The 6,943-nt window shown below is 72.8% G+C and carries 7 protein-coding genes; all 7 read left to right on the top strand.

Going from position 1 to position 6,943, the window contains the following annotated elements:
- Window positions 1-1,593 (top strand): DUF222 domain-containing protein (locus ACLL9L_RS04420; RefSeq protein ID WP_411283434.1); only part of this gene is annotated, 1,593 nt, incomplete at its 5' end.
- Window positions 1,594-1,695: 102 nt separating this feature from the next.
- Window positions 1,696-2,457 carry an ABC transporter permease gene (locus ACLL9L_RS04415; protein ID WP_411283433.1) on the top strand — a complete coding sequence of 254 codons (762 nt, stop codon included), beginning with the start codon at window positions 1,696-1,698 and terminating at the stop codon, window positions 2,455-2,457.
- A 38-nt stretch (window positions 2,458-2,495) separates the two neighbouring features.
- Window positions 2,496-3,878, top strand: a complete 1,383-nt coding sequence (hisD, locus tag ACLL9L_RS04410; RefSeq protein ID WP_411283432.1) for a histidinol dehydrogenase — start codon at window positions 2,496-2,498, stop codon at window positions 3,876-3,878.
- Complete coding sequence (locus ACLL9L_RS04405; RefSeq protein ID WP_411283431.1) at window positions 3,875-5,008, top strand: histidinol-phosphate transaminase; 1,134 nt, start codon at window positions 3,875-3,877, stop codon at window positions 5,006-5,008. The genes hisD and ACLL9L_RS04405 overlap by 4 nt, the downstream gene beginning before the upstream one ends.
- Window positions 5,009-5,011: 3 nt before the next feature.
- Complete coding sequence (hisB, locus tag ACLL9L_RS04400; RefSeq protein WP_411283430.1) at window positions 5,012-5,635, top strand: imidazoleglycerol-phosphate dehydratase HisB; 624 nt, start codon at window positions 5,012-5,014, stop codon at window positions 5,633-5,635.
- A gap of 13 nt (window positions 5,636-5,648) precedes the next feature.
- Window positions 5,649-6,287: a hypothetical protein gene (locus ACLL9L_RS04395; RefSeq protein WP_411283429.1), complete on the top strand. Its 639-nt coding sequence runs from the start codon at window positions 5,649-5,651 to the stop codon at window positions 6,285-6,287.
- The gene (hisH, locus tag ACLL9L_RS04390; RefSeq protein WP_411283428.1) at window positions 6,284-6,925 is read left to right on the top strand and encodes an imidazole glycerol phosphate synthase subunit HisH; all 642 of its coding nucleotides are present in this window, start codon (window positions 6,284-6,286) and stop codon (window positions 6,923-6,925) included. The genes ACLL9L_RS04395 and hisH overlap by 4 nt, the downstream gene beginning before the upstream one ends.
- The last annotated feature ends 18 nt before the right edge of the window (window positions 6,926-6,943 follow it).

Raw genomic sequence — 6,943 nt, 5'->3', positions numbered from 1 at the left:
CAGCAGCCACAGCGCGAGAGCGACGTCGGCTCGGCCCGGGTCGGGACCTGGCCCGGGTCGTCGACCCGCGGCGTCGCGCTCGGTGCGCTCTTCGCGGGGCTGGCCGCATGGAAGTCAGGCGCACCTCGAGCCGCCGATGTCCTAAGTGGCGCCGCTGTCTCTGACGGCGTGGGCGGCGGGGACGCCAAGGACTCACGGGAGGTCGGCGAGGACTCAGGCGAGGGCGTCAAGGACTCAGGCGAGGACGTCAAGGACTCAGGCGAGGACTCAGGCGAGGACTCAGGCGAGGACGGCGAGGACGGCAAGGGCTCCCGCGACGACGTCGACACGGACCCGGTCAGCGATGGCGGCGCCGGAGCCGCGTCCGCACCCCAGGGGTCGATGCTCGACTGGCTCGAGGTCGCCGCCGCAGCGTCCGACAAGGCCCTTGTCGAACCCGCCTGGCGGCACGGCGATGACGGGTTGGCTGCGGCGCTGGGTCTGGTCGGACGCCTGCGCTGCACACTGGACCGGGTCGAGGTGGCGGTCGCCGCCGAGGCGCAGGCACGGGGCTCAGCCAACGCCCACGGCTTGTCAACGGTCGACTGGCTCTGCCAGGCCGCAGGGGCGTCGGCGCCGCGACCCGACGTCCAGCACGTCACCGCGGTCCTGCGGGTCGCCGAGGCGTGCTCGGGCCTGGGCGAGGCGTTCGTCGACGCATTCCGGGCGGGGGCGATGCCGCTCGCCAAGGCGGACCAGGTCGCGCGGTTCGTTCGGGACGTGAAACAGGTGGCCGACCCTGACGCGTTGGCTGCGGACGTCGTGGCCCTCGTCGGCGCAGCATCCGACGACGGCCGCGGCCGCGGCCTCAGCTCTCATGAGCTGGCACGGGCGATCCGCTTCGCCGCACAGCTGATCAAGCCGGCGTCGGACCTTGAAAACGATGAGCGGCGGCGCCGGCTGGGCCGGGCGCTGCACAAGAGCACCGGTCCTGCGGGGATGTCGACCTACCGAGTCATCCTCGACGCGGAGGGCGCCGCCGTCATTGATGCGGCCCTGGCTGCGCTGTCGGCGCCGGTGAAGGGACCTGACGGTGAGCTCGACCCTCGACCGGCGGCGACCCGACGCGCTGACGCGCTGCTTGAGGTGGTCCGTCGGGGCGTGTCGTCGCCCGGCGAGCAGCCCAGGACCGAGAAGGCGCAGGTCATCGTCACCATCCCGCTGGACCACATCGTGGAGCAGTGCCGCGGTGCTGGCCTGACGATGACCGGTGAGCTGCTCTCGCCCGCCGTGGTCCGTCGGATGGCCTGCGACGCCCGGATCATCCCGATGGTGCTCGGCAGCCGTGGCGAGGTCCTCGACATCGGCTACGGCGACCGGTTCTTCACCCCGGTGCAGCGCAAGGCCGTCTGGCACCGCGACCACCAGTGCACCTTCCCGGGGTGCACGGTGCCGGCCCAGTGGGCCGATGTGCACCACGTCCAGTGGTGGAGCCGAGGTGGGCCGAGTGACCTGTCCAACGCGGCCCTGCTCTGCGGACGTCACCACACCCTCGTCCACCAGCGGGACCTCACCGCCACGGTCACGGACACCGGCGTGACCTGGCACGTCTGACGACCCCGTCCCACACCCCGCCCAGCCGGCGGGGCGAGGACCAGCGCCCCACAGACGTCCACGCTGTGCGGGCGGCTCTTTGGTGCCACGCATAATGGCGGCATGCACCTGCCCGCCGAGTCCTTGGTCACGATCGACGGGACCGGCTCCTACGTCCGACTGGCCGTCGTCGTCGTCGCACTCACCCTGCTTGCCGCGTTGGTCAACCGGGTCGGCGGGCTGCAGTTCGCCCGGGCCGACCTCACCGCCGCTGCCCGGGCCGTCGTGCAGCTGGCCGTTGTCGGCGCGATCATCGCGGTGGTCCTGGGCTCCTGGTGGCTGACCAGCCTGTTCGTGGCGGTGATGCTGGTCGTCGCCTCGCTGACCTCGGGACGTCGGCTCGTGCCGCGGGGACGGTGGTGGTGGGCGGGCGTGTCCGTTGCCTCGGGCGCCGTGCCGGTCGGAGCCTTCCTGCTCCTGAGCGGCCTCATCCCCCTGCAGGAAGTGGCGGTGGTGCCGATCCTCGGCATCCTCATCGGCGGGGCCATGACGGCGACGACGTTGGCCGGACGTCGGACCCTGGACGCGCTTCGGGAGCGGCACGGTGAATACGAGGCGGGGCTCTCGGTGGGCCTGTTGGAGCGTGACTCCCGGCTCCTCGTGGCGCGCGAGGACGCCGGTCTGGCGCTGATGCCAGGACTCGACCAGACCCGGACCGTCGGTCTCGTCACCCTGCCGGGCGCGTTCGTCGGGATGCTGCTGGGTGGGGCGACTCCGGTGCAGGCGGCCGCCGTGCAGCTGGTGGTCCTCGTGGCGCTGCTGCTCGTCCAGGCCATCTCGACCCTGGTCACGCTCGAGCTGATCGCCCGCGATCTCCTCGCCTGAGTTCGGCGACGTCGCGGCCCCGAACTAGAATCATCCCCATGATGTCGCGACTCGACCTGCGGGGACGCCCTCTCGAGGTGCGTGCCCTGCGCCAGGCCCTGCCCCGCGCGGAATTCGACGTCGAGGCGGCCCTCATCCAGGTCCGCCCGATCGTCGAGGACGTGCAGCGTCGCGGCGCCGAGGCCCTGCGGGACCTCTCCGAGAAGTTCGACGGGGTCCGGCCGACGCACCTGCGCGTGCCGAACGAGGTGCTGACCGCAGCCCTCGACCAGCTCGAACCGAGCCTGCGCGCCGCGCTCGAGGAGTCGATCCGTCGCGCCCGGATCGTCCACAACGACCAGCGACGCACCGACACGACGACCCAGGTCGTCGACGGTGGCACGGTCACCGAACGATGGGTGCCGGTCGACCGGGTCGGCCTCTACGTGCCCGGCGGCCTCGCGGTCTATCCCTCGAGCGTCGTCATGAACGTCGTTCCCGCCCAGCTCGCCGGGGTCGGGTCGATCGCCGTCGCGAGCCCGCCGCAGAAGGAGAACACCGGCGACTTCGCCGGCTACCCCAACCCCACGATCCTCGCCACCTGCGAGCTGCTCGGCGTCGACGAGGTGTATGCCGTCGGGGGCGCCCAGGCGGTCGCGATGTTCGCCCACGGGTTCGAGGACAAGCTCGACGACCACTCCGGCGCGGTCGCGCCCGAACCGGTCGTCTGCGAGCCCGTCTCCCTCGTCACTGGCCCGGGCAACATCTGGGTCGTCGCGGCCAAACGCCTCCTCAAGGGCGTCATCGGCATTGACGCCGAGGCCGGCCCGACGGAGATTGTCGTCCTCGCCGACGAGACCGCCGACCCCGAGCACGTCGCCGCCGACCTCATCAGCCAGGCCGAGCACGACCCGCTCGCGGCCGCGGTCCTGGTCACCGACAGCGAGACGCTCGTGCTCGCGGTCGAGGAAGCCCTGCCCCGTCGGGTCGCCGCGACGAAGCACAGCGAGCGGGTCGCCACCGCGCTCGCCGGCACCCAGTCGCGGATCGTCCTCGTCGACGACCTCGAGGCCGGGCTCGCGGTCTGCAACGCCTACGCCGCCGAGCACCTGGAGATCCAGACCCGCGACGCAACCTCGGTCGCCGCGCGGGTGCGCAACGCCGGCGCCATCTTCGTCGGCCCGTGGGCTCCGGTCAGCCTCGGTGACTACGCCGCCGGGTCCAACCACGTCCTGCCCACGGCCGGGTGCGCCTGCCACAGCAGCGGCCTGTCGGTGCAGTCGTTCCTTCGCGGCATCCACGTCGTCAGCTACGACGAGCCGGCGCTTCGCGACGTCGCCCATCACGTCGTCACCCTCGCCGAGTCCGAGGACCTGCCCGGCCACGGCGAGGCCGTCACGGCCCGGTTCGGCGACGCGGTACCGGAGCCCCGCGCTCGATGAACCCCCTCGTCACCAGCCTGCTGCGCGAGGACCTGCGCGGCCGGACGGCATACGGTGCGCCGCAGCTAGACGTCGCGGTGCGCCTCAACACCAACGAGAACTCGTATGCCGTGCCGGCCGACGTCGCCGCGGCCATCGCGGTGGCGGTGGCGGAGGTCGCAGGCCACCTCAACCGTTATCCCGACCGGGAGTTCACCGCCCTGCGTGAGGCGCTCGCGGGCTACCTGCGCGCGCAGACCGGCCAGCCGATAGAGCCCGAGCAGGTCTGGGCCGGCAACGGATCCAACGAGGTGCTCCTGCACCTCGTCCAGGCGTTCGGGGGCGTGGGCCGGACCGCACTCGGCTTCACGCCGGCCTACTCTATGCACCCGATCATCACCCGCACCACGGGCACGACGTGGGTCGACGGTCTGCGGGGCGCCCCGACCGGAGCCTTCGACCTCGACGCCGCGGGCGCAGTCGCCCAGGTCCGGCACCACCAGCCGCACATCGTCTTCCTCTGCTCGCCCAACAACCCCACCGGCACCGCGCTGGGCCTCGACGTCGTGCAGGCCGTCCTCGACGCCGCTCGCGGGTCGCTCGTCGTCGTCGACGAGGCCTACGCCGAGTTCGCCCGCCCCGGGACGCCCAGTGCCATGACGCTGCTGGAGGACCACCCGCTGCTGGTCGTCACCCGGACCATGAGCAAGGCCTTCGCGCTCGCCGGGGCGCGAGTCGGATACCTCGCCGCGTCGCCCGACCTCGTCGACGCCCTGCGGCTGGTGCGGATGCCCTACCACCTCTCCGACCCGACGCAGGCGATCGCCCGGGCGGCGATCGAGCACGACGCGAGCCTCCTCGCGAGCGTCGAGGCGATCAAGGAGCAGCGCGACCGGATCGTCGCCGAGCTCGACTCCCTGGGCTACCCCCCGGTGCCGAGCGACGCCAACTTCGTCCTCTTCGGCGGTCTTGCCGATGAGGAGGCGACGTGGCAGACCCTGCTCGACGCCGGCGTCCTCGTGCGCGACGTCGGCCTCGCGCACCACCTGCGCGTGACTGCCGGCACGGCGAGCGAGACCGACGCGTTCCTCGCGGCGGTGTCCGATCTGCCAGACTCCCACCGACAGTCCCCGACCCGCGAGGAGTCCTGACCGATGGCCGCCACCAGCGACACGGCCGCACCGCGCCGCGCCCACATCTCGCGGTGCACGAGCGAGTCGTCGGTCGAGCTCACCCTCGACATCGACGGCACCGGGGAGTCCGACATCTCGACCGGTGTCCGGTTCTACGATCACATGCTCGCGTCCCTGGCCAAGCACTCACTCATCGACCTCACGGTCACCGCGACCGGCGATACCGACGTCGACGCCCACCACACCGTGGAGGACGTCGCGATCGTCCTCGGCGACGCCCTGCGCGAGGCGCTCGGCGACAAGCGGGGGATCTCCCGGTTCGGCGACGCAACCGTGCCGCTCGACGAGGCCCTCGTCCAGGCCGTGGTCGACGTCGCGGGCCGCCCCTACGTCGTCCACACCGGGGAGCCGGACGGCCAGGCCTACGTCATCATCGGCGGCACCTACGCCGGATCGCTGACCCGCCACGTCTTCGAGAGCTTCGCGCTCCATGCCGGCATCGCCCTCCACGTCCGGGTCCTCGCCGGCCGCGACCCGCACCACCTCGTCGAGGCCCAGTTCAAGGCCGTCGCGAGGGCGTTGCGCGCGGCGGTCGCGCGGGACCCGCGCGTGAGCGGCATACCGAGCGCCAAGGGCAGCCTCTAGAGGTGGCCCGCTCGTGAGTGGCGCCAGGCGAGCACCGACGGGGCTGCTCCTCGTGCGGGCCGCGATGGACCCCACCCTCCGCTGGGCCGGTCGCGGCCTCACGGGGGTGGGTGTCGCGCCGCTCGAGGACGGCTGGACCGCCGTGGTGCCGACGCCGGGCGCCAGTGCCGTCCACGAGCCGTACGACGACGCGATGACGCTGCTGCTCAACCGGCCGCTGCCCGGCCGGTTGCGGCCGGCGATCGGGTTCGCGGTCATCGGCGGTCAGGCCCTCGTCGCGGTGACTCCCGCCCGGTGGCGCGCCGTCCGGCGGTGGCTCGCGTGGCAGCCGGGCGCCGGCCTCGTGCGCCCCGGCGGTCTCGCGGTCGCCCGGCTCGCGGACCTCGTGCGGGTCGCCGGGGTCAGCGACCCGGCCGCCGTCGCGGCCGTGGCCGACGTGGTCCACGACCCCCGCGGCGACGCTCGCACCGTCCTCGGCGATCTGCTGACCGCCCTCGGTCTGCCGGGGGGCACCCTGCTCGCCGGCACGGAGCACCCGATTGACCTGCCTGAGGGCCGCGAGGTCGAGCCGTCGGCGGCGGTGGCCTCGCGGTTCGAGAGGATGGTCCACGAGGACACCTCGTGGCGCGACGAGATGGAGGGCAGACGGTGAGCAAGCGGGTCGTGGTCTTCGACTACGGCAGCGGCAACGTCCACTCGGTCGTCCGCGCCCTCGAGCGGGTCGGCGCCGACGTCGAGCTGACCGCAGACCCGGCGACGGCGCTGGCGGCCGACGGCCTGTTCGTGCCCGGTGTCGGCAACTTCCACGCCTGCCTGCGGGGACTGCGGGCGGCCGGCGGGCCCCGCATCATCGACGTCCGGATCTCCGGCAGCCGACCGGTGCTCGGCGTCTGCGTCGGCATGCAGGTGCTCTTCGACGGCTCCAGCGAGCCCGACGGCGGCCACCCGGAGAAGGGCCTCGCCCAGTGGCCCGGCCGGGTCGACCGCCTCGCCGCCGACATCGTGCCGCACATGGGCTGGTCGGGCGTGACGGCCGGACGGGGCTCGCGCCTCTTCGCCGGCGTGGAGGACGAGCGGTTCTACTTCGTCCACTCGTATGCCGTGCAGACCTGGACCCTGCGCCCGGAGGGTCGGTTCGAGGTCGTCACCCCGACGGTCACCTGGGCGAGCCACGGCTGCGACTTCGTCGCGGCCGTCGAGAACGGTCCCCTCAGCGCTACCCAGTTCCACCCGGAGAAGTCCGGGGACGCGGGTGCCCACCTGCTCGAGAACTGGGTCGACTCGCTGTGACGTCGGCTCACCGTGACC

The sequence above is a fragment of the Lapillicoccus sp. genome (genome assembly GCF_046595215.1).
Lineage (GTDB): Bacteria > Actinomycetota > Actinomycetes > Actinomycetales > Dermatophilaceae > Lapillicoccus.
This window is presented reverse-complemented; position numbering and strand designations above follow the sequence as displayed.

Coding starts and splice junctions, on each gene's coding strand:
- ACLL9L_RS04415 (WP_411283433.1), top strand. CDS start 1,696: ATGCACCTGCCCGCCGAGTCCTTGGTCACGATCGACGGGACCGGCTCC.
- hisD (WP_411283432.1), top strand. CDS start 2,496: ATGATGTCGCGACTCGACCTGCGGGGACGCCCTCTCGAGGTGCGTGCC.
- ACLL9L_RS04405 (WP_411283431.1), top strand. CDS start 3,875: ATGAACCCCCTCGTCACCAGCCTGCTGCGCGAGGACCTGCGCGGCCGG.
- hisB (WP_411283430.1), top strand. CDS start 5,012: ATGGCCGCCACCAGCGACACGGCCGCACCGCGCCGCGCCCACATCTCG.